The sequence below is a fragment of the Arthrobacter sp. UYP4 genome, assembly GCF_057291175.1.
The window spans coordinates 316,274-339,407 of record NZ_JBXAVU010000004.1; the positions used below are offsets into that span (position 1 = coordinate 316,274).

A 23,134-nucleotide genomic window follows, 5' to 3' on the forward strand; every position below is an offset into this window, starting at 1 on the left:
CCGTCCTGGGATCAGACTGTGACGCCCTGCGGCTTCAGGACCACCTTGATGGTGCCGTCGGTCTTCTTCTGGAAGTTCCGATAGGCCTCCGGTGCCTCGTCGATCGAGACCTGGTGCGTCATCAGGTCGGTGACGCCCAGCGGATCCGAGGGCTCCTCGACGATCGGCAGGAGCTCGTCCGTCCAGCGGCGCACGTTGCACTGGCCCATCCGGAACTGGAGCTGCTTGTCGAACATGTTGAGCATCGGCATGGGGGTGGCGGCGCCGCCGTAGACGCCGCTGAGGGAGATGGTCCCGCCCCGGCGGACCGCGTCGATCGCCGAGTGGAGGACGGTCACGCGGTCGCTGCCGCCGGTCTCCATGACCTTCTGCGCGAGCTTGTCGGGCAGGATGCCGACCGCGTTCTGGGCGAAGGCACCGACGGGCGAGCCGTGGGCCTCCATGCCGACGGCGTCGACGACGGCGTCCGGGCCGCGGCCGTTCGTCATGCTGCGCAGCTCCTCCGCGGTGTTCTTCGTGAAGTCGATGGTCTCGATACCGTGGCGCTTGGCCATGTCGCGGCGCTCTGCGACGGGTTCGACGGCGATGACACGGTGGCCGAGGTATTTGCCGATACGGGCCGCGAACTGGCCGACCGGCCCGAGGCCGTAGACCGCGAGGACGCCGTCCTTCGGCACATCGGCGTACTGCACGCCCTGCCAGGCCGTCGGCAGGATGTCCGAGAGATAGAGGTAGCGCTCGTCGGGCAGCTCCGAGCCCACCTTGACCGGGCCGTAGTCGGCGAAGGGCACCCGGAGGTACTCCGCCTGCCCGCCGGGCACCGAGCCGTAGAGCTCCGAGAAGCCGAACAGGGCCGCGCCGGATCCTGCCGAGTGGACCTGCGTGGTCTCGCACTGAGACTGCAGGCCCCGCTTGCACATGAAGCAGTAGCCGCAGGAGATGTTGAACGGCACCACCACGCGGTCACCGACCTTGAGGTTGGTCACGCCCGCGCCGACCTCCTCGACGATGCCCATGGGCTCGTGCCCGAGGACGTCCCCCTTGTGCATGTACGGGCCGAGGACCTCGTAGAGGTGGAGGTCCGAGCCGCAGATCGCCGTCGAGGTGATCCTGATGATCGCGTCCGTGGGCTCCTGGATCGTGGGGTCGGGTACGTTCTCCACGCTGACGTTGCGCTTGCCCTGCCATGTCACTGCCTTCATGTGGCGCTCCTCCGGTTAGTAAGTAGGCTTTCCTTTCCTACTATTCACCCCTTCGACACGAATGGGAAGCCGGGCAGCACCTCGCCTAGCCTTGACGGGTGGTGCTCTTCCAATCTCCCGCGGTGCGCGTCGCCCTGTCCGTGGCCATCGCGACCGGGCTCTACGGGCTCTCGTTCGGCGCGTTGTCCGTGGCTGCCGGCCTCGACCTCCTGCAGACCATGGCGCTGAGCCTGCTGCTCTTCAGCGGCGGCTCCCAGTTCGCCTTCATCGGCGTGATCGCCGGCGGGGGGAGCGGGATCTCGGCGATGTCCGCGGCGGCCCTGCTCGGGATCCGGAACGGGGTGTACGGGATGCAGGTCAACGTGCTGCTGCGTCCCTCGCGCTGGCGGAAACTGGCGGCGGCGCACGTCACCATCGACGAGTCGGTGGCCACGGCAACGGGTCAGACCGACCCGGCCGAGCAGCGCCGCGGCTTCTGGGCCGCGGGCATCGGCGTCTTCGTGCTGTGGAACCTGTTCACGCTCGGAGGTGCGCTCGCAGGCAATGCCATGGGTGATCCTGCCCGGTGGGGGCTCGACGGCGCGGCGGTCGCCGCGTTCCTCGGCCTGCTCTGGCCCCGGATCCGGGCCCGCGAGCCGGCGGCGATCGCCGTCGTCTGTGCGGTGGTGACGCTCCTCGCCGTCCCGTTCGTTCCACCCGGCGTACCGATCCTGATCGCCGCGGTCATGGCTGCGGTCCTGGGACTCGCGGGTCTCGGACCGGCGACAGAGGGCCTCGAGCCCGACGTCGAGCCCTACCCCTCCGGGTCGGACGGCGACGCGCCGGGCCCGGGGTCGGAGCCCCACCCGGCGAAGCACTCCCGTGGCCGCGGAGCCGGCGCATGAGCCTCTGGGGGTGGATCCTGCTCGCCTGCGCGATCTCGATCACCACGAAGTTCGTCGGGTTCCTCGTGCCGGCGAAGCTGCTCGACAACCCGCGGATGCTGCGGGTCGCCGGGTCGCTGACGATCGGCCTGCTCGCCGCCCTGACGGCCGTGAACACCTTCGCATCGGGACAGGTGCTCGTGGTCGATGCGCGGATCGCGGCGCTGGCCGCCGCGGCGCTCGCGCTCTGGCTGCGCGCGCCGTTCCTCGTGGTGGTGGCTGTCGGGGCCCTCGCCGCCGGGCTCGCACGGCTGCTGGGGGCGGCGTAGGGCCCGGACCGCCGACTCGGTCGTCGTCCGCCCACTGAAGAGCTCCGTCCAACGGGCATGATCGAACATGCCCACTGATCGAACCGGATCAGTGGGAGCGACGCGGCAGCGCGCGGCCTCGTCGTCCGCCCGATGCCCGGATCAGGCGGCCGTGCGCGGCGCGAACATGATCAGCGCGACACCGACCAGGCAGACCGCCGAACCGAGGAGGTCCCAGCGGTCGGGCCGGAATCCGTCGACGAGCACGCCCCACGCCAGTGATCCCGCCACGAAGACGCCGCCGTAGGCCGCGAGGATCCGCCCGAAGTTCGGGTCCGGCTGCAGCGTCGCCACGAACCCGTACGCGCCGAGTGCCATGACCCCGAGGCCCGCCCACCACAGCGGCCTGCCCTCGCGGACGGCCTGCCAGATGAGCCACGCACCGCCGATCTCGGCCGCCGCGGCCAGCACGAACAGGAGGGTCATGCGCAGGATCGTCATGGTCCCAGTGTGCCGGAGCCCCGTTGCAGGCGCCCGTCGGCAGGATGCACCCGACGACGACGGGCGGACGTCCGACGACGGGTCAGCGGCAGGAGGGGAACGCTAGGACCCGTTGACGACGGCGGCTGTCGCCTCCGCGATCGCCGCCTCCTCGTCCGTCGGCACCACGAGGACGGGGAAGGCCGACGACGCCGTGCTGATGACGCGGGCCTCCCTGCTGCGCTTTTCGTTCCTGGCTTCGTCGAGCTCGAGGCCGAGGGCGCCGAGCTTGGAGACGACGGCGCTGCGGAAGGCTCCGGCGTTCTCGCCGATACCCGCGGTGAAGACGAGTGCCTGGGCGCCGCCGACCGCCACGTGGTAGCCGCCGACGTACTTCGCGAGGCGGTAGGAGGCCACATCGATCGCGAGCTGCGCCCGATGCTCGCCCGCGTCCGCGGCGTCCGCCACCGACCGCATGTCGTTGGTGCCCGCCAGCCCCTTCAGGCCGCTGTTGCGGTTCAGGAGGGTGTCGAGATCCTGCTCGGTGTACCCCTCCCGCAGGAGGAACAGCAGGATGGACGGGTCGATGTCGCCGGAACGTGTCCCCATCACCAGCCCCTCGAGGGGCGTGAAGCCCATGGACGTGTCGATGCTCTCTCCGTCGCGCACGGCCGTGACGGAGGCGCCGTTGCCGAGGTGGGCGATCACGCCGGTGAAGGCGTCCGTGCCGAGGAGTTCCGCCGCACCACGCGCGACGTACGCGTGCGAGGTCCCGTGGAAGCCGTAGCGGCGGATGCCGAACCGCCGGTACAGCTCGTCGGGGACGGCGTAGCGCCAGGCGTGCTCGGGCAGGGTGCGGTGGAACGCCGTGTCGAAGACGGCCACCTGCGGCATGTCCGGCCACTTCTCGGTGATGGCGCGGATGCCGGTGACGGCCGCGGGGTTGTGCAGGGGGGCCAGCGGGTTGAGGCGCTCGATGGCGCGCGTGATCTCGTTGTCGATGAGCACCGGCTCACTGAAGCGCTCACCGCCGTGCACCACGCGGTGTCCGACGGCGTCGATCCCGCGATCGCCGAGCGCTGCCGCCACCTCGCCGTCCACGCGGTCGAGGGCGGCCGCGTGGTCGGGTACCTCGGCCTCGCCGATGCGCTCCACCAGGCCTTCGGCGAGGACGTCGTCGCCCTCGCGCACCTGGTACTTGAGCGAGGACGAGCCGGAATTGATGACGAGGATGATCATGGGGTCCTGTCTGGGAGGCGGGAAGTCGGGAGGCGGGGGATCAGGGGGCTGCGGGCTGCTGGGCCTGCACGGCAGTGATGGCGACCGTGTTCACGATGTCCTCCACGGTGCAGCCGCGGGAGAGGTCGTTGACCGGCTTGCGGAGGCCCTGCAGGACGGGTCCGACGGCGACGGCGCCCGCGGACTGCTGCACCGCCTTGTAGGTGTTGTTGCCGGTATTGAGGTCCGGGAAGATGAAGACCGTCGCCTGCCCGGCGACGGTGGATCCGGGCAGTTTCGAGGCGGCGACGGAGGCGTCGACGGCGGCGTCGTACTGGATGGGGCCCTCCACGGCGAGGTCGGGCCGCTGCTGCCGCACGAGTTCGGTGGCGCGCCGGACCTCGTCCACGGCGCCGCCGCTGCCGGACTCGCCCGTCGAGTAGGAGAGCATCGCGACGCGGGGCTCGACCCCGAACTGGGCTGCCGTCTCGGCCGAGGCGACCGCGATGTCCGCGAGCTGCTCCTCGTTGGGGTCCGGGTTCACCGCGCAGTCGCCGTACACGAGCACGCGGTCCTGCAGCAGCATGAGGAACACGGAGGAGACGATCTTCACGCCGTCCTTCGTCTTCACGAATTCGAGGGCCGGCCGGATGGTGTTCGCCGTGGTGTGCGCGGCGCCGGACACCATGCCGTCCACCCTCCCCAGCTGGACCATCATCGTCCCGAAGTATGCCCCTTCGAGCATGCGTTCGCGGGCCTGGTCGACGGAGACGTTCTTGTGGGCGCGGAGCCGGGCGTACTCGGTGGCGAATTCCTCGCGCAGCGGTGAGGTGGAAGGGTCGACCAGCGTGAGGCCGGTCAGGTCGATGCCCTGGCCCGATGCCAGTTCGCGGATGCGGGCCTCCGGGCCGAGGATCGTGAGGTCGCAGACGTCCCGGCGCCGGAGGATCTCGGCGGCCTTGAGCACGCGCACGTCCTCGCCCTCGGGGAGCACGATGTGTCTCCGCTCGGACCGGGCGCGCTGGATGAGCTCGTGCAGGAAGCGCAGCGGCGTCATGCTGACGGGCCGGGGGAGTTCGAGCCGCTCCAGCAGTTCGCTCTCGTCCACCTGCCGCGCCCAGGCGCCGAGCGCGGCAGCCGCCTTGCGGCGCAGTCCGCTGGCGATCTCGCCGCGAACCTCGCTGACGCGCCGTGCGGCGGTGTAGGTGTCGTCGTCGAGCGCGAAGACGGGGAACGGTGCCTGCGCGAGGAGGGCGAGGATGTTGGGATCAGGCGCGAGCCCGCCGGTCAGGAACAGCGCGGAGGGCACCGGGAACTCGGGGGAGAACGACGACGCCAGGGTGGCCACGAGCACGTCCGCGCGGTCGCCGGGCACGATCACGAGGGCACCGTCCCGGAGGAGGTGCAGGAAGTTGCCGACGTTCATGGCGGCCACCCGGATGCTCGTGACGTCACGCTCGAGGTTCGAGTTGCCGGCGATCTGCCGGGCGCCCAGCTCCGCGGCGACCTCGGAGACCGTGGGCTGGGAGATCTCGGCGAGCTCCGGAATGACGTAGACGGGGCGGCCCGAACGGCCGGGGCGCACCTGCTCGCTGATGGCGGTGACGGCGTCGTCGGCGGCGCGGTTGACCATCATCGCGAGGAGCGACACCTTGGCCGCGTCGAGTTCGCGGCGGGCGACGTCGACGGCGTCGGCCGCCTCCTCGACGGACATGCCCTTGGCGCTGACGACGGCGAGCACCATGGCCCCGAGGTTGTTGGCCAGGCGCGCGTTGAGGTCGAACTCGACGGCCGCGTCGTTGCCGGAGAGGTCCGTGCCCTCGACGATCACGACGTCGCACTCCGCGGCGATCTCGCTGTAGATGGCGACGCAGCGGGCATCGATCTCGGCGCGGTCTCCCGTGACCAGCAGGGCGCGGGCCTCCGCCCGGGTGAGGCCGCCGCGGGCACGGCTGTCCGGGAGGTCGAAGGCCCTCTGCATGAGCCGCACCATCGGATCCGCGGCGGGGTCGCCGCCCTCCACGATGGGCCGGAAGAACCCGACGCGGTCGGCGTGCCGGTGCAGCATGTCGGCCAGGCCCAGGGAGATCAGGGACTTGCCGGAGCCGTTGGTCATGGCGCTCACATATATTCCGCGGGTCATGGGCCCAGTCTTGCAGGGTCCCCGGACACCCGCCATAACGGGTGTCACGTCGGCGGGGTCCGCCTCCCGCCGCTGCACGTCAGGGGCGACGGCGACGGGTGGCAGGCGTCGGGGCACGTTCCCACGAAGGGATCCCGCCGACCCTTGACCTGCAGGGAGACCGGGCGTAACGTACAACCACATGGTTGTAGGAAGCATCAGCGAGGACGAGGTGGACCGTCTGTTCCAGGCGCTCGCCGACGCGACACGGCGGGACATCGTGGCGCGCGTCCTGGTCGCCGAGTATTCGGTATCCGGCCTGGCCGAGCTGTACGACATGAGTTTCGCGGCAGTGCAGAAGCACGTGGCCGTCCTCGAGCGGGCCTCCCTCGTCACCAAGGAGAAACGCGGACGGGAGCAGATCGTGCGGGGAGAGATGGACGGCGTGCAGAACGCGCGGCGCCTGCTCGACGACTACGAGAGGATCTGGCGGCGATGCGTCGACCGGATCACGGACATCCTCGCCGAGGATGCCGAGGATGAGCACTAGGAAGGCAGCATCATGACCGTCATCAGCACCGAGAAGGACACCGAGGCGCTCACCTTCCGCCTCGTCGCCGAGTTCGACGCGGGCGTCGAGCGCGTCTGGCGGATCTGGGCCGATCCGGCGCAGCTGCAGCGCTGGTGGGGACCGCCCACGTGGCCGGCCACCTTCGACACCTACGAGTTCGAGGAAGGCGGGCGTGCCGCCTATTTCATGACCGGGCCCGACGGCGAGAAGGCGCGGGGGTGGTGGCGGATCACGGCCCTCGAGGCTCCCCGCCTGATCACCTTCGTGGACGGGTTCGCGGACGAGAACGGCGACCCCGTGCCGGACATGGGTGAGACGACGGCCACCGTCACGCTGGAGGATCTCGGCGGACGCACGCGCATGACCATGACCACGGCATTCGGGTCCGTCGAGCAGCTCACCCAGATGGTCGAGATGGGCATGGAGGAGGGCCTTCGTGAGGCACTCGGGCAGGTGGACGCGCTCCTCGCGGAGGACGTCCCGGTCTGACGGTCGTCCGGGTGGTGACACCCGGGACACCCGGGACGCCCGGCGGGCACGGAAGACGCGGCAAGCGCCGCCGCTCCCCGTGCGGGGGCGACGGCGCTGTCCGGCTCTAGGCCGTGGCGGTCTTCGGCTTCCGGTTGGGCAGGGCGAGCCGGAAGATCTTCGCCCAGGTGGAACCGACCTGCTTGGGCAGGGGGCCGGTGGTGTAGGGCAGGCCGTAGCGGGTGCAGATCTCGCGGACCTTGACCGCGACCTCGGCGTACCGGTTGGACGGCAGGTCGGGGAAGCAGTGGTGTTCGATCTGGTGGGACAGGTTGCCCGACATGAGGTGCATGAACTTGGAGCCGGAGATGTTCGCCGAACCGATCATCTGGCGGACGTACCAGTCGCCGCGCGTCTCGCCGTCGACCTCCTCCTCCGTGAAGGTGTCCGTACCGTCGGGGAAGTGGCCGCAGAAGATGATCGCGTGGGCCCAGAAGTTGCGGATGGCGTTGGCGGCGAGCGTTCCGTAGAGGGCCTGCTTGCCGGAGCCGGTCAGCATGGCGACGGCGGGAGTGGCGGCGTAGTCCTTGGAGAACTGCTTGAGGACCTTGACGCCCACGGCCTTGAGGTCGCGGTTCATGGCCTCCTTGGACTTCAGGCCTTCCTTGTACTCGGGGATCTCCAGGTCGTAGAGGGCAATGCCCCACTCGAAGACCGGGGCCAGGACGGCGTTGTAGAGGGGATTGCCGAGGTTGAAGGGGCGCCACGGCTGGTCGGGGTCCATGCGGAGGAGGTTGTATCCGATGTCCCGGTCCTTGCCGATGACGTTGGTCCACCGGTGGTGCAGGTCGTTGTGGGTGTGCTGCCAGGATCGGGCCGGGGTGACGAAGTCCCACTCCCAGGTGGTCGAGTGGATGTCGGGATCGCGCATCCAGTCCCACTGGCCGTGCAGCACGTTGTGGCCGATCTCCATGTTCTCGAGGATCTTGGCGATGCTCAGCATCGCCGTGCCCGCGAACCAGGCGGGCTTGTACTTGCTGAACAGGAGGGCGCCGCGGCCCGCGAACTCCAGGCTCCGCTGCACCTTGATGACGCGGCGGATGTAGGCGGCGTCGGTCGCGCCGCGCTTGGCGAGGATCTCGTCGCGGACGGCGTCGAGCTCGCGCCCGAGGGCCTCGACCTGCTCGTCGGAGAGGTGCTTGGCGGCGTCGGGGCGGACCAGGGGGTGGCCCGAGGCGGCAAGGGCGCCGGGGCGGGTGAGCGTGGTGGTCATGGGGACTCCTCTGGTGGGGACTAAAGGTCGAGGTTCACGGGCCCGGCGGCTGCCGAGACGCAGGTCTGGATGAGCTGGCCGGGGGCGTTGTGCAGTTCGCCGGTGCGGAGGTCCCGGACCTGTCCGGACCGCAGCGGGATGAGGCAGCTGTGGCAGATGCCCATGCGGCAGCCGCTCGGCATGAGGATGCCGGCGTCCTCGCCGATGTCGAGCAGCGGGGTGTCGCCGTCGGCCTGGACCTCGCGGTCCGACTGCTCGAAGGTGACGAGCCCGCCGTCGTGGCCCGCACCCGCCGTGAGGTCGGTGCTGAAGCGCTCGATGGTCAGGGTGGCGGTGCCGGTGGCCTCCGCTCCGGCGCCCGCCGTGACGCTCGGTACCGACCGGGCCTGTTCGAGCGCGGCTTCGCGCTGCCACAGGTCCTCCGCGTCGTTCAGGAAGCCTTCGGGGCCACAGGCGTAGGCGGCACGTGAGCGCCAGTCCGGGCAGAGCTCGGCGATGGTCCTGGCCGTGAATTCGAGCCTTCCGCGGGCGCTCGTGAACCAGTGCCGGACGGTGAGGTTGGGGAACTGGTCCGCCAGTTCGTCCAGCTCCTCGCGGAACACGCTCTTCTCCGGTGTGCTGTTGGAGTCGATGAGCACGACGTCGGCGTCCGGCCGGCGCGGGATCAGCGTGCGGATCATGGACATCACCGGTGTGATGCCGCTGCCCGCCGTGAGCATGAGCAGGGACCGGGGGTGCTCGGGGAGGACGAAGTCGCCCTGGGGCGGAGCGAGGAACAGGACGTCGCCCGGTTTGGTGTCGCGGACCAGCACGTGGGACACCGAGCCGGCGTCCTTCACCGTGATCGCGGGATCGTGTCCGGCAGCATTGCTCAGCGAGTAGGAGCGCCACTGGCGGACACCGTCGAGTTCCACGCCGATGCGCGCCCACTGGCCGGCCTGGTGGGCGTGCCAGCCGTTGCCGGGGCGGAAGTGGATCGTGGCGGAATCCTCGGTCTCGCGCACCACGCGGGTGACGACACCGCGGAGCTGGCGGGACGAGTACACCGGGTTGAACAACGCAAGGAAGTCTTCCGGTGTGAGGGGGGTGGTCAGCGCGGATGCTGCACGCGCCAGCTTCTTGAGCCGGATCATCTCACTAACGATATAGCCTCTCCCGCTAAAAATCTTCACCCGGGGCATACAGTTGAGAGAGAAGGTTTATCGTTCCGCAATAGATGGGGGTCGTCCACGTGGGTTCCGACGAGGTATCGGTCGCTCCACCCGAGCCACCGTGGCTGGCTCTTCCCCCCGGTGTCAGCGACCGGCTGCGTCCCCTGACGCCCGATCTGGTGGAGGCCATCATCCAGGCGGTGCCCCAGCTCGTCCCGGCCTACGCCCGGCCGATCGAGGGCGGCTTCGGACGCGGTCTGCGCCTGGGTGTGGCGGTCGCCCTGGAGCGGTTCCTCGAGTTGCCCGGCACGAGGCTGCCCGCCCTGTCCGACCAGAGCCGCCAGCTGGTGGCGGGCCTCGGCCGCGGCGAATTCCGGCAGGGACGCAGTATGGATTCGTTGCTGGGCGCGTACCGGATGGGGGCTCGCGTGACGTTCCGGGAGATGTCGCGCCGCTCCATGGAGGAGGGCCTGGGGTCCGCCGTCGTCGTCGACCTCGGCGAATCGATCATGGCGTACATCGACGAGCTCTCCGCCGTGAGTGCCGAGGCCTACGCCTTCGAGCAGTCCGAACGTGCGGGCGCTGTCGATCGGCGTCGTGCCGAACTGCTGGAACTGCTGCTGCTGGGGCAGGCGGACGAGACGGCGCTGCGGCAGGCGGCGTCGCTCGCCGACTGGGCGGTGCCCGCGCAGCTCGCCGTCGTCACCCTGCCCCTCGAGCGCGCGCAGGGACTGCGCCAGCGTCTCGGTCCGGGGGCGATCGTCATCGAACGGGAGACCGACGCCGTCGCCCTGGTCCCCGAGCGGGGGCCGGCCAGCCGTGCCGATCTCGAGCGCGTGCTGGCGGGCAGGAGCGCGGCCGTCGGGCCGGCGGGCGGGATCCGGCAGGTCGCGGAATCTCTGCGCCTCGCGGTCCTCGCCGCATCCATGCTGCCGCCACGTGAGGGCGAGGACGAACCACCGGTCTGGGCCGACGAGCACCTCACCGAGGTGGTGCTCGCCGCGGAGCCATCGGCGGTCGGCGAACTGGCCCGGCGACGGCTCGCGCCACTGGCTGGACTGCCCGCCAACCAGCGGGAGAAGCTGGAGGAGACGCTGCTGGCCTGGCTGCGGCACTGGGGGCAGCGCGCGCCGATCGCCGACGAGCTCGGGATCCATGCCCAGACCGTCGGCTACCGCGTGCTGCAGCTGCGCGAGCTGTTCGGCGAGGACCTCAGGGACCCGAAGGCGCGCTTCGAACTGGAGATCGCGCTGCGCAGCGACCGGAAGGTGCCCGCCTAGTCCTCGCCGTAGGTGGCGGACGTCCAGAGGTGGAACAGGGCGTAGGCGCGGTAGGGGCGCCATGCCTCGGAGCGGCGTCCGGCGTCCCGGATGTCGGGGTTGCCCATCGCGCGCCGTGCCACGAGGTCGCCCGGCGTGAAGGCGTCCGGGTCGCGGAGGACGCGCACGGCGAGGTAGTCGGCGGACCAGGGGCCGATGCCCGGGATGGCGAGCAGCTCCCTGCGCAGGGCGGCGTGGTCGCCGTCGGGATCGAGGGACAGGCCGTCGGCGACGGCGCGTGCCACGTTCTGCACGGTCGCGGCCCGCGTGCGGGTCACTCCGACGGCGGCCCGCAGCTCCTCGGGAGGTGGCGCGGCGATCGCCTCCGGGGAAGGGAAGAGCGTGAGCCCGGTGGACGACGCCGTGCCGTAGGTCGCCGCGAGCCTTCCACCGAAGGTCGCACCCGCGGCGACGGACACCTGCTGCCCGAGGACCGTCATGATCGCCGCCTCGAACGCCTCCGGATAACCGACCGCCCGCAGACCCGGGCGCCTGCGCACGAGCGGGCCGATCAGCGGATCGCCGCCGAGGGCCCGGACGACGGCGTCCGTGTCCGTGTCGAGGTCCAGCCACCTCCGGGTGGTGCGCACGAGATGCGTGAACTCGACGTCGTCGTCCGTGTCCGCGGTGAGTTCGACGTCGTCGGGCCGCACGGTGACCGTCACGCGGCGCGGGCCGCCGGGCGTGGCAAGGAGCCTGGTGTGCGACCGGCCCGCCCGGTCCGTGACCTCGCAGCCGGGGATGGCGTGGTTGGCGACGATCGCGGCCATCGGTCCGGCGTCGAGGGCGCCGTTCGGGGTGAGGACCGCGGTGCGGCTCACGGGAGGATGGCGTCCACGTAGCCGCCGTCCACGCGGACCGCGGCGCCCGTGGTGGCCGAGGCGAGCGGCGACGCGAGGTAGGCGACCAGGTTGGCGATCTCCTGCGGCTCGATGAGGCGCTCCAGCAGCGACTGCGGGCGGTGGTCCCTCATGAACTGCCGCTGGGCGTCCTCCCACCCGAGGTCCCTGTCCACGAGCTGGTACACGAAGTCCTCGACTCCGCCGGTGTGCGTGGGGCCCGCGATGACCGAGTTCACCGTGACGCCCGTCCCGCTCGCCTCCTTCGCGAAGCCGCGTGAGACGCCCAGCAGGGCCGTCTTCGAGACGCCGTAGTGGATCATCTCCGCGGGGATGGCGACGGCGGAATCGCTGGCGATGTACTGGATGCGACCCCAGCCCGCCGCCGTCATCCCGGGCAGGTAGGACCGCGTGAGGCGGACGGCGGTGAGCACGTTGACCTCGAAGTAGCGGCGCCACTCGGCGTCGTTGATCTCCAGTGCCGGCCGTGCGCCGAAGATGCCGAGGTTGTTGATCAGGATGTCCACGGCGGGGAGGACGCCGAGCGTCGTCGCGACGCCGTCGTCCGTGGTGACGTCCGCGGCGACGGCGACGAGGTCCGCCTCGGGCACGTCCCTGCGGATCCCCTCGATGGCGCGGGCGACACTGCGGTCGCTGCGGCCGTTGACGCCCACCCGGGCGCCGGCGGCGGCCAGGGTGGTGGCGATCGCCAGGCCAATCCCCTGCGTGGATCCGGTGACGAGGGCGGTCTTTCCGCTGAGGTCGAGGGCCAATGCCATGGAAGCTCCTGGGGCGTTCGGGACGGGGTCGGTCCCACCCTACGACGGCTGGGCGGGTGGTCGTCCCGGCAGCCTCCGCCACGTCCCGTCCACGTATCACGTCCGGGCCGCCGCGTCACATCGGGATCCGATTCGACGTGCCGTCGACGGATGGAGAAAAGTACCAGTCGCAGCAGGTATATTGCACCCGGTATATGGAATACTTCCGCCTCCTCCGAGGTTGAGAGTGGCATCTGGGCGTACTTCCCGCCCACAGAAGGAGATCTACCCCCATGGCAACCGATTACGACGAACCACGCGTTCGCCCGGAAGACCAGCCCGCCAACGAGTCCCTCGAGGCGATCCAGGCACAGCGCAGCGCGACAACGCAGACGGCGTTGATCGATGTCGAAGACGGCGAGACCGCCGAAGGCATCGACCTCCCCGGGGCCGACCTCTCGCACGAGGAACTCCTCATCCAGGTCATCCCGCAGCAGGAGGACGAGTTCACCTGCATGTCCTGCTTCCTGGTGCACCACCGCAGCCAGCTTGCGCGCGAGAAGAACGGCGACAAGTTCTGCACGGAGTGCGAGGGCTGACAGCACCTCCGGACGTACGAAAGCCCCTGGCCACCCGGCCGGGGGCTTTCTCCGTTGCTGCGGGTCCCGTACCGTTCCGGCCGTCCGGCCACAGTACGGTGGTGGCATGAATCCCACGCACGTCCTGGTCCTGCCCGGAGGCGGCTACACCATGCTGTCCGACAACGAGGGCGAGGTCGTCGCCGAGCGGCTCCGCTCCTTCGGCCTGTCCGCAGGCGTCTTCGACTATCCCGTCGGGACCCGTCATCCCGGGCCGCTCGACGCCGTCCGCGCCGAGATCCGGCGCCTGCGGGCGGCGGGCGTCGAGCGGTTGGCGGTCCTCGGGTTCTCCGCCGGCGGGCACCTCGCGGGACATGCCGCCCTCACACCCGCCGGAGCCGACGAGCGCGTCGATGCCGCCGTGCTCGGCTACCCGGTGGTGTCCATGGAGCTCGCCACGCACAGGGGCTCCCAGGACGAACTGCTCGGGCCCGATGCGGGGGTCGAGGTGCGGCGGGCCACGTCCCTCGACCGCCTCGTCACGCCCGACGCCCCGCCCTTCTTCGTCTGGCACACCGCCGAGGACGAGGCCGTCCCCGTGCAGCACGCCTACCTGCTGGCCCAGGCGCTCGCCGCCCACGCCGTCCCCCACGCCCTGCACGTGTTCACGGAGGGGGAACACGGCCTCGGGCTGGCAGAGGGTCGCGGTGCCACGGAGCAGTGGGGCCGTCTGGCGGCCGACTGGCTCCTGGCCCGGGGCTGGTGACGGCCCGGCCCCTGCCGGCGGGCGCGACCCGGTGATCGCGCAGACCGTCGTGGCGCTCGGCCCGGTGATCGGCCTGATCGCCCTCGGCTACGCGCTCCGCTCGCGCGCCTTCCTGGCGCCGGCGTTCTGGCCTCCGGCGGAGCGCCTGTGCTACTTCATCCTGCTGCCGGCACTGTTCATCAGCGGCACGGCGACCGCGGACCTCGCGGGCCTGCCGATCGCCCTGATGGCGCCGGTCCTCGCCGGGCCGGTGGTCCTGACGGCCCTGGGGCTCGTCGTCGCCCAGCGCCGGCTGGACCTCGACGGCCCGGCCTTCACCTCCGTGCTGCAGGGCAGCATCCGTTTCAACAACTACCTCGGTCTCTCGATCGCCCTCGCCCTGTTCGGGTCCGACGGCGTCGCGCTCGCCGCCATCGCGAATACCGTCCTCGTCCCGCTCGTCAACGTCCTCTGCACACTCGCCTTCGCGCGCTACGGGGCGGAGCGGCTGACGGTGGGCGGCACGGTCAGGAGCATCGCCACCAACCCGCTGATCCTCGGCTGCGGCATCGGGATCCTGCTGAACGCCACCGGCGTCGGCCTCCCGCCGGGGGTCGGCGGCTTCCTGCGGACCCTGGGCAGTGCGTCCCTGCCGCTGGGACTCCTGTGCGTGGGAGCGGCGCTCGAACTCCGGAGCATGGGACGGAACCTCGGGGCCGTGGCCCTCGCCACCGTGGTGAAGTTCACGGTGCTGCCGGGGCTCGGGATCGCCGGGTGCCTGCTGCTGGGGCTCACCGGTCAGCCCGCGGCGACGGTGATCCTCTTCCTCTCCCTGCCCACGGCGTCCTCCGCCTACGTCATGGCGCGGGCCCTGGGCGGTGACGCGCGCCTGATGGCCTCCACCATCACGCTGCAGACGGTGGCCGGGGTGCTCTACCTGCCCGTGGTGTTCCTGGTCATCCGGGTGCTCACCGGCTGAGGGTGTGCGCGCCGAACTGCTCCTCGAGTTCGTGCAGGTCGAGGTCGCAGTCCCTGTCGGAGCCCCGGAACGTCCTGCGGTAGGCCGCCGGACTCACTCCGAGGGCCTTCTGGAAGTGGTGCCGCAGCAGGACGGCCTGGCCGAACCCCGACGCGCGGGCGACGGCGTCGACGGTCAGGCGGGTGCCCTCGAGCAGGGACTGCGCGCGCAGGAGCCGCTGGCCCGTGAGCCACGCGACGGGCGTGGTCCCGGTCTCCGCCCGGAAGCGGCGCGCGAACGTGCGCTCGCTCATGTGCAGGCGCTGCGCCAGCGCCCCCACGGAGATGTCCTGGTCCAGGTGGTCCGCGAGCCAGAGGAGGAGTTCCTCCATCGAGGCCCCGCACTCGGTGGGGATGGGCCGTTCGATGAACTGGGCCTGGCCCCCCTCGCGGTGCGGCGGGACCACCATGCCGCGGGCGATCGCCGTCGCCGCCTTCGGCCCGAACTCCTGCCGGACGAGGTGCAGGCTCGCGTCGATGCCCGCCGCGGTGCCGGCGCTCGTGAGGATGGTGCCGTCCTCCACGTAGAGGACGTTCTCGTCGACGCGTGTGCGCGGATAGGCCTCGGCGAGGCTGCTGGTGTAGCGCCAGTGCGTCGTCGCGCAGCGGCCGTCCAGCAGGCCCGCCTCGGCGAGGGCGAAGGCGCCCGAGCACACGGAGAAGATGCGGGCGCCGCGGCGGTGGGCGGCGCGGAGGGCGTCGAGGACGGCGTCGGGCACCGGGTTCCGGGACGGGAACGGCGCCATGATGACGAGGTCGGCGTCGTCCACCCCCGTGAGGTCGGAATCGACGCGGAGGGCGACGCCGGACGTCGTCCGCACCATCCCGGGAGCCGGTGTGCAGACGCGGAAGTCGAAGGCGGGGAGGCCGACGCCGAGGTCGGACCGGTCGATGCCGAACACCTCGCAGACCACCCCGAACTCGAAGAGGGACAGGTCCGGCAGGACGATCACGGCGACAGTGGTGAGCATGCCAGCAGTATGGCAGCTTTTGAGCGCTATAGGTCCTTCCTGCCACTCTTTTTCCGGCTGCGACAGGATCAGGATCGAGGCATGACTCTCCTCCTGATCCTCCTCGCCATCGCCCTTGTCGTCCTGCTGGTGCGGCACCTCCTCCGACTGGTCGGCGCCGACGCACCCTCGGCCACGCCGTCCTCGCACGCGGACTGGAGCGTCGGCGCGCTGCCCAGCTCCGCCTACTCGCTCCGGCACGACGCCTAGGCCGCGGACAGCGGGTCCGGGCCCGCCGGGCTCCTACCTCGCGCGGACCCGATGGCGCGTCTCGGCGTACAGGGAACTCTCCACCGCGACGAGCACGGCTGCCACTCCGGCAGCGAGTGCCAGCGCCGCGAGGGGGGCGAGCTGCGCGGCGACCGGCAGGAGCAGGAGCAGCGCCGCGGCACCGCCGAGCCGCCACTTCTTCCAGCCGCCGCCCACGCGCCGCCAGAAGGAGGCGCTGCCCAGCAGATAGAGGGCCGTGCCGCCGAAGAGGGCGAACGCGCCGAGGGCGCCGAAGCCCTCCGTCTCCTCGACGTGCGCGAGGACGTCCTCGACGCCGAGCGCGGACAGCACGATGCCCGCGACGAGCGGCAGGTGCAGGTAGGTGTAGGCGTCGACGGCGGCAGAGGCGCGTGCACCGCCGCGCAGTGCCGCGAAGCGGTGTTCGGCCGCGATGGCGGTGACGTCGAAGTGGAGCCACCACAGGCAGATGGACAGGCCGACGCCGGCGAGGGCCCCGAGCAGGATGGGCACGCTGACGGGTTCCGCGGAGGCCCCCACGCCGATGGCCACGATGGACTCGCCGAGGGCGAGGATCACCACGAGGCCGTAGCGTTCCGTCCAGTGCGCCGCGGAGTGCACCCGCCAGTCGCCGCGCGCGGTGGTGAGATAGGTCAGGGCGACGTCGAGGGCCAGCCCCGCGAGCCAGAACCACGTCTGGGACGGCCCGCCGATCAGTGCGCCCGTGACGATGAGCGTGGACCCCGACGCCATCGCCACCGACGTCCTGGCGACCTGGCGCTGGAGCGGCTTGTCCTCCATCGCCGCGTACGCGTACAGCACCAGGTGCAGGACGCGCACGACGACGTAGGACAGGGCCAGGACGAGCGGCCCGCTGAGGCCGCCCTCGAGGTCGGTGAAGGCCTCAGGGATGGCGAGGGCCGCGATGAACATGGCCACCATGACGGCGGACAGGCCGAGGCGCATGATGCCCTCGTCCACGTGCGTCTGGTTCGCGAGCCACGAGTAGCAGACCCAGGACCACCACAGCATGCCGAGGATGATCATGCCCTGGATGATGCCGTGGAAGGAGTGCTCGTGCGCCATGAAGCCGGTGACCTGCGTGAAGGCGAACACGAAGACGAGGTCGAAGAAGAGCTCGAAGGTGGTGACGCGGTGCGATTCGTCGGAGACGCGCGCCGCGCGGAAGGACCTCGGCAGGAGTGGCATGGGGAAAGGATAGAACCGTATCGGCCGATTCCGGAGCGGCCGGCGCGATGCTCCATCGGGCACGTCGGTAGTAAGCATGCTTGCTATCGCTCCACCTGCGACCTACGGTGAGGAGAGCAAACCTCCTCGAAAGGGCCGTCATGATCACGCTTGAACAGATGAAGGAATCCATGAACGCGGGCGCCAACGTGCTGAGCGAGGACGGAGCGGTGCTCGGCCCCATGGGTCAGCTCTATGTCGACGACGTCACGGGAGAGCCCAGCTGGGTCACCATCGCCACCCACACCATGGGCAACCCCGAGTCCTTCGCCCCGCTGCAGGGAGCCACGCGCGCCGGCCGGGACATCCGTCTGCCCTATCCGCACGCGACGGTCTACGACTCCCCGAAGATGTCGCAGGACGGCCACCTCAGCCCCGAGGAGGAGCAGAATCTGCTCCGGTACTACGGGCTGATGCCCGCGAAGGACGACGACGTCGCGACGGACCGGGCCACCGGCGTCACGACGGACCGGGCCGCCGACGCCGCCCCGGCGCCGCTGCGGTCCTCCCGGACCGAGGGTGACTACGCCATGACGCGCTCGGAGGAGCAGCTCCGCGTCGGTACGGAGATCCGCGAGACGGAGCGCGTGCGCATCGTCAAGCGCGTGGTCACCGAGGACGTCACCATGACCGTGCAGATCCGGCGCGAGGAACTCGTCGTCGAGCGCGTGCCCGTCCGGGACGGGAAGCCGTTCTACGACGACGGCGAGGGCTCCTTCACCGACGCCGAGCGCGAGCGCCTCTATTCGGCCGTCGAGACCGCCTTCAACGGTGACACCACCGAGGTGGTCCTCTACGAGGAGAAGCCGCGCGTCGAGATGGACGTCGTCCCGATCGAACGCGTCCGGATCCGCCGCGAGGTGCGCACGCACGACGAGACCGTCGGCGGCGAGGTGCGCAAGGAGGTCATCGAGACGGAGCGCATCGAGCTCTAGCCTCAGTACTCCCGCGACGACAGGATGCAGAACTCGTTGCCGTCGGGGTCGGCGAGGACCTCCCAGCTCACCTCCGGACCCTGCCCGACGTCGGTGCGCCGCGCCCCGAGGGCGAGCAGCCGCTCGATCTCGGCGGCGCGGTCCTGGCCGGTGTGCGGCGCGAAGTCGAGGTGCAGCCGGTTCTTCCCCTGCTTCTCGTGCGTCACCGGTACGAACACGAGGCCCGGCGGCACCTGCTCGAACGATAGCTTCGCACCGAGCTCGCGGGCCCACGGCGGTACGAGCACGGCTTCGTCGTCGGTCTCGATCAGTAGCTCCCAGCCGAGGGCTTCCGCCCACCAGCGTGCGAGGGCGCGGTGGTCGGTCGATTCGAGGACGGTGGAGTACCAGCGCAGTGTCATGCGCCGATTCTGCTCCGTCGGGGATCGGACAGCACGGACTTCCGGACAGGGAGCGTCCGCATCGGATGCGGTTCCTACCGGCCGGAACGGCTCCGGAACAGCAGGTGGACGAAATACGGTGCCCCCAGCAGCGCGGTGAGGAGACCCGCCGGCAGCTGTGCGGGGGCGATCGCTGTGCGTCCGATGAGGTCCCCGAGGCACACGAGGACCGCCCCGAGGAGCATCGCCGTCGGGACGATCAGCCGGTGGGAGGCGCCCACGAGGGCGCGCGCGGCATGCGGCGCGACGAGGCCCACGAAGCCGATCACGCCGATCCCCGCCACGGACGACGCCGTGAGCAGCACCGCCGCTGCCAGCAGGATCACCCGGGCCCGCGGCACCCTCAGGCCGAGCAGGCGCGGCGTGTCCTCGTCGAGCGCCAGCAGGTCCTGCGTGCGGTGGTGGGCGGCGATGACGGGCAGACCGATCAGCAGGGCCACGAGCAGGGGGACGAGGTGCTGCAGCGACCGGCCGTAGGTGGACCCCGACAGCCAGGTCAGCGCCTTCGACTCGTTCCACGGATCGGTGAGGACGATCAGCAGCGTGATGACGGCGGTTGCCGCCGCGGAGACGCCGATGCCGATGAGGACCAGCCGGTCCGCCTGCATGCCGCCGCGGAAGGACAGCCCGAACACGATCAGCGAGACGACGGCGGCACCGGCGCCCGCGGCCGCTCCGACGGTCCAGAATCCGGCCAGCGGCACGAACGTGATGACGAGGACGGCTCCCACGCCTGCGCCGCCGGAGACGCCGATGATGGCGGGTTCCGCGAGCGGGTTCCGGGTCACGGCCTGGATGGCGGTGCCGGCGAGTGCCAGGGACGCGCCGGCGAGCAGGGCGGCACCGACGCGGGGCGCCCTGCTGTCCATCACGCTGGACACCACCGGGCCGGCCTGGCCGGTTCCCCAGTTCATGATGTCGCCGAGGAGCAGTTTGGCGTCGCCCAGCAGCAGGCCGGCGACGGCGACGGCGACGAACAGGACCGCGAGGACCACGAGGACGGCCGTGCTGCGTGCCGTCCCTATGGTGCGCAGCGAGACGGAGCGGGCCTCACGCGTGGGGCCGTCGGAACGCATCCGATGGGCGAGGGCGACGAGGAAGAGGGCCCCGAAGATCGTCGTGACGACGCCCGTGGGTACCTCGACGGCGCTCTCGGGACCCACGGCCGCGCGCAGCAGCACGTCGGCCCCGAGGACGAGGAAGACACCGAGGACCGCGGCCGCGGGGACCAGCACGATGTGCCGGTGGAGGCCGGGGACGTGCGGGGCGGCGAGCCGTACGACGGCGGGGGCCGCGAGTCCCACGAAGCCGATGGGCCCGGCGACGGTCACGGCCGCTGCCGAGAGGAGGACGGCGAGGACGACCGCGAGGACCTGCGTCCCGCGCACGTTGATGCCCAGCACGCGCGCCTGGTCGTCGCCGAGGGTCAGCAGGTCCAGGGATCGGGACTTCAGGAGCAGGACGAGGAGGGCTGCCCCGGCCAGCGGGGCGAGCAGCGTGAACTTCTCGAGGCCGCTCTGGCCGAGTGATCCGGCGCCCCAGGCGAAGAGACCGCGCGTCTCCTGCGAGAAGAGCAGCAGGAGGGTACTGGTCAGGGCATGGAATGCGAGGGCGATGGCGGAACCGGCCAGGACCAGGCGGACGCTGGAGGACTGCCCGGTGCCGGAGAGCGCCAGGACCAGGGCGGCCGCACCGAGGCCCCCGAGGAACGCGACGCCCACGGACCCGAGCAGCGGCACCTGCAGGCCGAGGGCGGCGACCGAGACGATCGCCAGGTGCGCGCCCGCGTTCACCGCCAGGGTGTCGGGGGAGGCGAGGGCATTGCGGGAGACGGACTGCAGGACGGCTCCCGCCGCGCCGAGGGCCGCCCCGACGAGCAGGCCCGCAGCCAGGCGGGGGATGCGGCTCGCGGCGACGACGGCACCGGTGGTGTCGTCGTCGTGCCCCGTGAGCAGACCGAGGATGTCTGCGGCACCGACGCTCGAGGTGCCCTGCGTGAGGTGCACGAGGGCGAGGATCACGGTGGCTGCCGCGAGGAGGCCGCCGGCGAGGACCAGGCGCACTCCGGGACGCGGAGCGTCGGCCCGGTCCGGGAGTGGAGCTGGCCTGGTCAGGATCGCCGGCGGCACGGGGGCTACTCCGCGGCCTGGGCGGTGGCGGCCTCGACCGCCGCGTCCACGAACTGCTCCATGGAGCTGGGGCCACCGAAGGTCCACAGGGCGTCGGGGAAGCGCGTCACGTTCCCGGCCTCGACGAACGGCAGGGACTTCCACACCGCGTTGTCCGCGAGCTCGTCCTGGTAGGGATCGCCGAAGGCGTCGTTGGCGATGTACCAGAAGTCGGTGTCCTCGGGCAGCGCGGTGAGGCCTTCGACGTCGGTCTGCGCGAGTCCGTAGGCGGGATCCCCCTCGAGGGTCCAGGCGCCGGCCAGTCCGAGCTGCCCGAACACGCTGCCCACGAGCGAGCTCTCGGTGAAGGGGCGGATCGAGACGCTGCCGGCGTCGGTGTAGGCGTCGGAGAAGGCGACGGGGGTGCCTGCGGCGCCGGCGTCCTCGATGGCGGCCTTGCCCTCGGCGACCTTGGCCTCGAACGAGGACTTCAGCTCGGCGGCCTGGTCCTCGGTACCGGTGACCGTGGCGATCAGGTCGAGGTTCTCGAACATCTGGCCGATGTTGTCGGTGGCGTCGCCGCCGGGGATCACGACGACGGGGACGGTCTTCTCGATCTGTTCGATCGCGCCCTCGACGAGCTGGTCGGTCACGATGACGACGTCGGGCGTGAGGGACACGAGGGTGTCGATGCTGGGCTCGCCGCGCACTCCGACGTCGGTCACGGTGTCGTCCAGCGCCTCGGCGCTGACCCACTGGGCGTAGCCCTCGACGTCCGCGGCGCCGACCGGCATGACGCCGAGGGCCACGAGGTTCTCCATGGCGTTCCACTCCGTCGCGACCACGCGCTCGGCCGGGCCGTCGAGGGTGATCTCCTTGCCGCGGGCGTCGGTGACCGTGATGGCCTCCCCCGCCGCCGCGTCCTCGGAGGGGGCGCTGCCGGCGGCCTCCTCGGTGGTGCCGCAGGCGGTCAGGGAGAGCAGGGCCACCGCTGCGAGGGCAGCGAGGATCTTCGGTTGTGTCATCGGTTTCATTTCTCTCGGTGGCGCGGGCTGCGCCGTGGGGGATCAGGAAGCGGAGAGGGCGGCGGTGCTCGGTGTGTTGTGCCGTCCGACGGCGCGCGTGTGCACCGCGCCGTCGCGGACGGTGACGTCCACGCGGACGCCGTAGGCACGCGACAGGTTCTCGGCGGTGAGGACGTCCACGGGGGTGCCCTGCGCCATCACGGCACCGTTCTCGAGCAGCACCACGTGGTCCGCGATGGCTGCGGCCTGGTCGAGGTCGTGGAGGACGACGCCGACGGTCACGCCGTGGTCGGTCGCCAGGTCGCGGACCACATCGAGGATCTCTACCTGGTAGCGCAGGTCGAGGTAGGTGGTGGGTTCGTCGAGGAGCAGCACCCCGGTGTCCTGGGCGAGGCAGCTCGCCAGCCAGACGCGCTGGATCTGACCGCCGGAGAGCGCGGCCACGGGGCGGTCGGCGAGTTCGGCGGTGCGGGTGAGCGCGAGGGCTTTCTCGACGGCCGCGGTGCCCCGGGGGTCCTGCCCGGTCCAGCGGCTGCGGTGCGGGTGGCGGCCGAAGGTGACGACCTCCCGGACGGTGAGGCCGCCGGGGACGGGGCGGCTCTGGGCGAGCAGGGTGATGGTGCGCGCGAACGCCCTGGGGGAGAGTGCGAGGAGGTCGGCGCCGTCCTCGAGGGTCACCGCCCCGGCGTCGGGTGCGTGCAGCCGTGCGATGGTGCGCAGGAGGGTGGACTTGCCGCTGCCGTTGGGGCCGATGAGCGCGGTGACCGTGCCGGGCTCCAGGTCGAAGGAGACGGCCTCGACGACGCGCCGGCTCCCGTAGGAGATGGCCAGCTCAGAGACGGAGAGCAGTGGCGTGGCGGGGCGGTCATCGAGGGGCACGACCTCAGGTTAGGTTCTCCTAACCAGGAGTGCAAGAAATAACGTCACATGCGCGTGTGCTAATTCGGCTGCTGCCGTCCCGTCGGGTCATAGCGGCGTCAGGTGCTGCCCGGCTGGAGCGCGTCGACGGCGTCCAGGACAGCGAGCGCCGGCAGGTCTGCCACGGCGGCGACGACGGCTAGTGACTCCCCGCTGCTGACCGCCGAGGCGACGGCGACCTGGAGTTCCGCCGGCGGGAACGGATCCACGACGGGATGCGCGCCGGTGGCGGGACTGCTGGATCGCACTGCTGCGACGACCCGTTCCAAATGGTCCGCACTCATGATGTCTCCCGTCGCGTCGTTGCACT

At 71.1% G+C, this 23,134-nt stretch carries 25 protein-coding genes; 10 read left to right on the forward strand and 15 right to left on the reverse strand.

Annotation, left to right across the window (positions count from 1 at the left end):
* Positions 1-11: 11 nt before the first annotated feature.
* Positions 12-1,202: a zinc-dependent alcohol dehydrogenase gene (locus tag AC0Z9V_RS15520; RefSeq protein WP_459268395.1), complete on the reverse strand. Its 1,191-nt coding sequence runs from the start codon at positions 1,200-1,202 to the stop codon at positions 12-14.
* Positions 1,203-1,300: 98 nt separating this feature from the next.
* Here AC0Z9V_RS15520 and AC0Z9V_RS15525 point away from each other — a divergent pair, with 98 nt between their 5' ends.
* Both AC0Z9V_RS15525 and AC0Z9V_RS15530 read left to right on the forward strand, forming a co-directional pair.
* On the forward strand, positions 1,301-2,086 hold the full coding sequence (locus AC0Z9V_RS15525; RefSeq protein WP_485142029.1) for an AzlC family ABC transporter permease: 786 nt from the start codon (positions 1,301-1,303) through the stop codon (positions 2,084-2,086).
* Positions 2,083-2,394 (forward strand): AzlD domain-containing protein, encoded by a 312-nt coding sequence (locus tag AC0Z9V_RS15530; protein WP_459288920.1) that lies wholly within the window; start codon positions 2,083-2,085, stop codon positions 2,392-2,394. The genes AC0Z9V_RS15525 and AC0Z9V_RS15530 overlap by 4 nt, the downstream gene beginning before the upstream one ends.
* 141 nt (positions 2,395-2,535) lie before the next feature.
* Here the strand turns inward: AC0Z9V_RS15530 and AC0Z9V_RS15535 are convergent, their stop codons facing one another.
* The 3 genes from AC0Z9V_RS15535 to pta all read right to left on the reverse strand — a co-directional run bounded on the left by AC0Z9V_RS15535 (position 2,536) and on the right by pta (position 6,214).
* Entirely contained in the window at positions 2,536-2,874 is a 339-nt protein-coding gene (locus AC0Z9V_RS15535) for a YnfA family protein (protein WP_133080128.1), read from the reverse strand.
* 102 nt (positions 2,875-2,976) lie between these two features.
* Positions 2,977-4,092, reverse strand: coding sequence for an acetate/propionate family kinase (locus AC0Z9V_RS15540; protein WP_485142030.1), 1,116 nt, complete (start codon positions 4,090-4,092; stop codon positions 2,977-2,979).
* Between the two features lie 40 nt (positions 4,093-4,132).
* Complete coding sequence (gene pta, locus AC0Z9V_RS15545) at positions 4,133-6,214, reverse strand: phosphate acetyltransferase (RefSeq protein ID WP_485142031.1); 2,082 nt, start codon at positions 6,212-6,214, stop codon at positions 4,133-4,135.
* A 181-nt stretch (positions 6,215-6,395) separates the two neighbouring features.
* Here pta and AC0Z9V_RS15550 point away from each other — a divergent pair, with 181 nt between their 5' ends.
* Together AC0Z9V_RS15550 and AC0Z9V_RS15555 are read left to right on the forward strand one after the other, a co-directional pair.
* Positions 6,396-6,743 (forward strand): ArsR/SmtB family transcription factor, encoded by a 348-nt coding sequence (locus AC0Z9V_RS15550; RefSeq protein WP_485142032.1) that lies wholly within the window; start codon positions 6,396-6,398, stop codon positions 6,741-6,743.
* A gap of 12 nt (positions 6,744-6,755) precedes the next feature.
* Positions 6,756-7,253: an SRPBCC family protein gene (locus tag AC0Z9V_RS15555; RefSeq protein ID WP_485142033.1), complete on the forward strand. Its 498-nt coding sequence runs from the start codon at positions 6,756-6,758 to the stop codon at positions 7,251-7,253.
* Positions 7,254-7,359: 106 nt separating this feature from the next.
* Here the strand turns inward: AC0Z9V_RS15555 and AC0Z9V_RS15560 are convergent, their stop codons facing one another.
* Together AC0Z9V_RS15560 and AC0Z9V_RS15565 are read right to left on the reverse strand one after the other, a co-directional pair.
* Positions 7,360-8,505: a fatty acid desaturase family protein gene (locus tag AC0Z9V_RS15560; protein WP_133080133.1), complete on the reverse strand. Its 1,146-nt coding sequence runs from the start codon at positions 8,503-8,505 to the stop codon at positions 7,360-7,362.
* Between the two features lie 20 nt (positions 8,506-8,525).
* Positions 8,526-9,638: a ferredoxin reductase gene (locus tag AC0Z9V_RS15565; protein WP_133080134.1), complete on the reverse strand. Its 1,113-nt coding sequence runs from the start codon at positions 9,636-9,638 to the stop codon at positions 8,526-8,528.
* A gap of 98 nt (positions 9,639-9,736) precedes the next feature.
* Between AC0Z9V_RS15565 and AC0Z9V_RS15570 the strand changes: the two genes are divergently transcribed.
* Positions 9,737-10,936, forward strand: a complete 1,200-nt coding sequence (locus tag AC0Z9V_RS15570; protein ID WP_459268387.1) for a PucR family transcriptional regulator — start codon at positions 9,737-9,739, stop codon at positions 10,934-10,936.
* Here AC0Z9V_RS15570 and AC0Z9V_RS15575 read toward each other — a convergent pair.
* Positions 10,933-11,796 carry a DNA-3-methyladenine glycosylase family protein gene (locus AC0Z9V_RS15575; RefSeq protein WP_485142034.1) on the reverse strand — a complete coding sequence of 288 codons (864 nt, stop codon included), beginning with the start codon at positions 11,794-11,796 and terminating at the stop codon, positions 10,933-10,935. The genes AC0Z9V_RS15570 and AC0Z9V_RS15575 overlap by 4 nt on opposite strands.
* Positions 11,793-12,587: an SDR family NAD(P)-dependent oxidoreductase gene (locus tag AC0Z9V_RS15580; protein ID WP_485142062.1), complete on the reverse strand. Its 795-nt coding sequence runs from the start codon at positions 12,585-12,587 to the stop codon at positions 11,793-11,795. The genes AC0Z9V_RS15575 and AC0Z9V_RS15580 overlap by 4 nt, the downstream gene beginning before the upstream one ends.
* 278 nt (positions 12,588-12,865) lie before the next feature.
* Here AC0Z9V_RS15580 and AC0Z9V_RS15585 point away from each other — a divergent pair, with 278 nt between their 5' ends.
* The 3 genes from AC0Z9V_RS15585 (at position 12,866) to AC0Z9V_RS15595 (ending at position 14,874) form a co-directional block, all read left to right on the forward strand.
* A complete protein-coding gene (locus tag AC0Z9V_RS15585; protein ID WP_087072246.1) occupies positions 12,866-13,171 on the forward strand; it encodes a DUF4193 domain-containing protein in 306 nt (101 codons plus the stop codon).
* A 106-nt stretch (positions 13,172-13,277) separates the two neighbouring features.
* Positions 13,278-13,916: an alpha/beta hydrolase gene (locus AC0Z9V_RS15590; protein ID WP_485142035.1), complete on the forward strand. Its 639-nt coding sequence runs from the start codon at positions 13,278-13,280 to the stop codon at positions 13,914-13,916.
* Between the two features lie 31 nt (positions 13,917-13,947).
* Entirely contained in the window at positions 13,948-14,874 is a 927-nt protein-coding gene (locus AC0Z9V_RS15595; protein WP_133080137.1) for an AEC family transporter, read from the forward strand.
* On the opposite strand, the gene AC0Z9V_RS15600 is transcribed toward AC0Z9V_RS15595, so the two are convergent.
* Positions 14,864-15,883 (reverse strand): GlxA family transcriptional regulator, encoded by a 1,020-nt coding sequence (locus AC0Z9V_RS15600; protein WP_485142036.1) that lies wholly within the window; start codon positions 15,881-15,883, stop codon positions 14,864-14,866. The genes AC0Z9V_RS15595 and AC0Z9V_RS15600 overlap by 11 nt on opposite strands.
* An 81-nt stretch (positions 15,884-15,964) precedes the next feature.
* On the opposite strand from AC0Z9V_RS15600, the gene AC0Z9V_RS15605 reads away from it, so the two are divergent.
* Positions 15,965-16,132 carry a hypothetical protein gene (locus AC0Z9V_RS15605; protein ID WP_208740197.1) on the forward strand — a complete coding sequence of 56 codons (168 nt, stop codon included), beginning with the start codon at positions 15,965-15,967 and terminating at the stop codon, positions 16,130-16,132.
* Positions 16,133-16,165: 33 nt separating this feature from the next.
* On the opposite strand, the gene AC0Z9V_RS15610 is transcribed toward AC0Z9V_RS15605, so the two are convergent.
* Positions 16,166-17,359 carry a low temperature requirement protein A gene (locus AC0Z9V_RS15610; RefSeq protein ID WP_485142037.1) on the reverse strand — a complete coding sequence of 398 codons (1,194 nt, stop codon included), beginning with the start codon at positions 17,357-17,359 and terminating at the stop codon, positions 16,166-16,168.
* Positions 17,360-17,499: 140 nt separating this feature from the next.
* On the opposite strand from AC0Z9V_RS15610, the gene AC0Z9V_RS15615 reads away from it, so the two are divergent.
* Complete coding sequence (locus AC0Z9V_RS15615) at positions 17,500-18,333, forward strand: YsnF/AvaK domain-containing protein (protein ID WP_133080140.1); 834 nt, start codon at positions 17,500-17,502, stop codon at positions 18,331-18,333.
* 2 nt (positions 18,334-18,335) lie between these two features.
* Here AC0Z9V_RS15615 and AC0Z9V_RS15620 read toward each other — a convergent pair whose 3' ends face one another.
* The 5 genes from AC0Z9V_RS15620 to AC0Z9V_RS15640 all read right to left on the reverse strand — a co-directional run bounded on the left by AC0Z9V_RS15620 (position 18,336) and on the right by AC0Z9V_RS15640 (position 23,108).
* Positions 18,336-18,734 (reverse strand): VOC family protein, encoded by a 399-nt coding sequence (locus tag AC0Z9V_RS15620; protein ID WP_133080141.1) that lies wholly within the window; start codon positions 18,732-18,734, stop codon positions 18,336-18,338.
* 74 nt (positions 18,735-18,808) lie between these two features.
* Complete coding sequence (locus AC0Z9V_RS15625; RefSeq protein WP_485142038.1) at positions 18,809-20,902, reverse strand: iron ABC transporter permease; 2,094 nt, start codon at positions 20,900-20,902, stop codon at positions 18,809-18,811.
* A gap of 5 nt (positions 20,903-20,907) precedes the next feature.
* Complete coding sequence (locus tag AC0Z9V_RS15630) at positions 20,908-21,906, reverse strand: ABC transporter substrate-binding protein (RefSeq protein WP_459288944.1); 999 nt, start codon at positions 21,904-21,906, stop codon at positions 20,908-20,910.
* Between the two features lie 42 nt (positions 21,907-21,948).
* Entirely contained in the window at positions 21,949-22,785 is an 837-nt protein-coding gene (locus tag AC0Z9V_RS15635; protein WP_485142039.1) for an ABC transporter ATP-binding protein, read from the reverse strand.
* A 98-nt stretch (positions 22,786-22,883) separates the two neighbouring features.
* Positions 22,884-23,108 (reverse strand): hypothetical protein, encoded by a 225-nt coding sequence (locus AC0Z9V_RS15640; RefSeq protein WP_133080144.1) that lies wholly within the window; start codon positions 23,106-23,108, stop codon positions 22,884-22,886.
* Positions 23,109-23,134: the final 26 nt, after the last annotated feature.